This is a genomic window from Vibrio sp. S11_S32 (genome assembly GCF_014694465.1).
Lineage (GTDB): Bacteria > Pseudomonadota > Gammaproteobacteria > Enterobacterales > Vibrionaceae > Vibrio > Vibrio algicola.
This window is the reverse complement of record NZ_JAAUWS010000160.1, coordinates 1-375: the sequence shown is the minus strand read 5'-3', so window position 1 is coordinate 375 and position 375 is coordinate 1. Positions and strand designations below refer to the sequence as shown.

Here is a 375-nt window from a genome sequence, read left to right as displayed (position 1 = left end):
AGAAAGGAAGTAAAGCAGCTTAGAATGGAGAAAGAGATCCTAAAAAAAGCCAGCGCCTTCTTTGCGAAAGAAATGAAGTAAAGTTTCAATTTATTCGAGAGCATCGCTCTCGATTTCCAATAAAAATGCTTTGTAACGCTCTAAAAGTAAGCCGCAGTGCATTTTATGATTGGTTAGCACGACCTGCTCAGATCATTACTGAGCAAGAGCTTAATTTATACAGAACTGCCAAGCGCTTATTCAAGCGCAGTCGTGGAAGTTTAGGCTCTCGTCAATTAGCTAAGAAACTACGTGAAGAAGGCTTCACTATCGGGCGTTATCGTACTCGCACCATCATGCGTAAGTTAGGTCTTGTTGTGCGTCAGCGTCGAGCTT

General features: G+C 42.4%; 1 pseudogene. It reads left to right on the top strand.

From position 1 onward, the window contains the following. Positions 1 to 375: pseudogene (locus HC723_RS17085) on the top strand (IS3 family transposase); the annotation flags it as partial.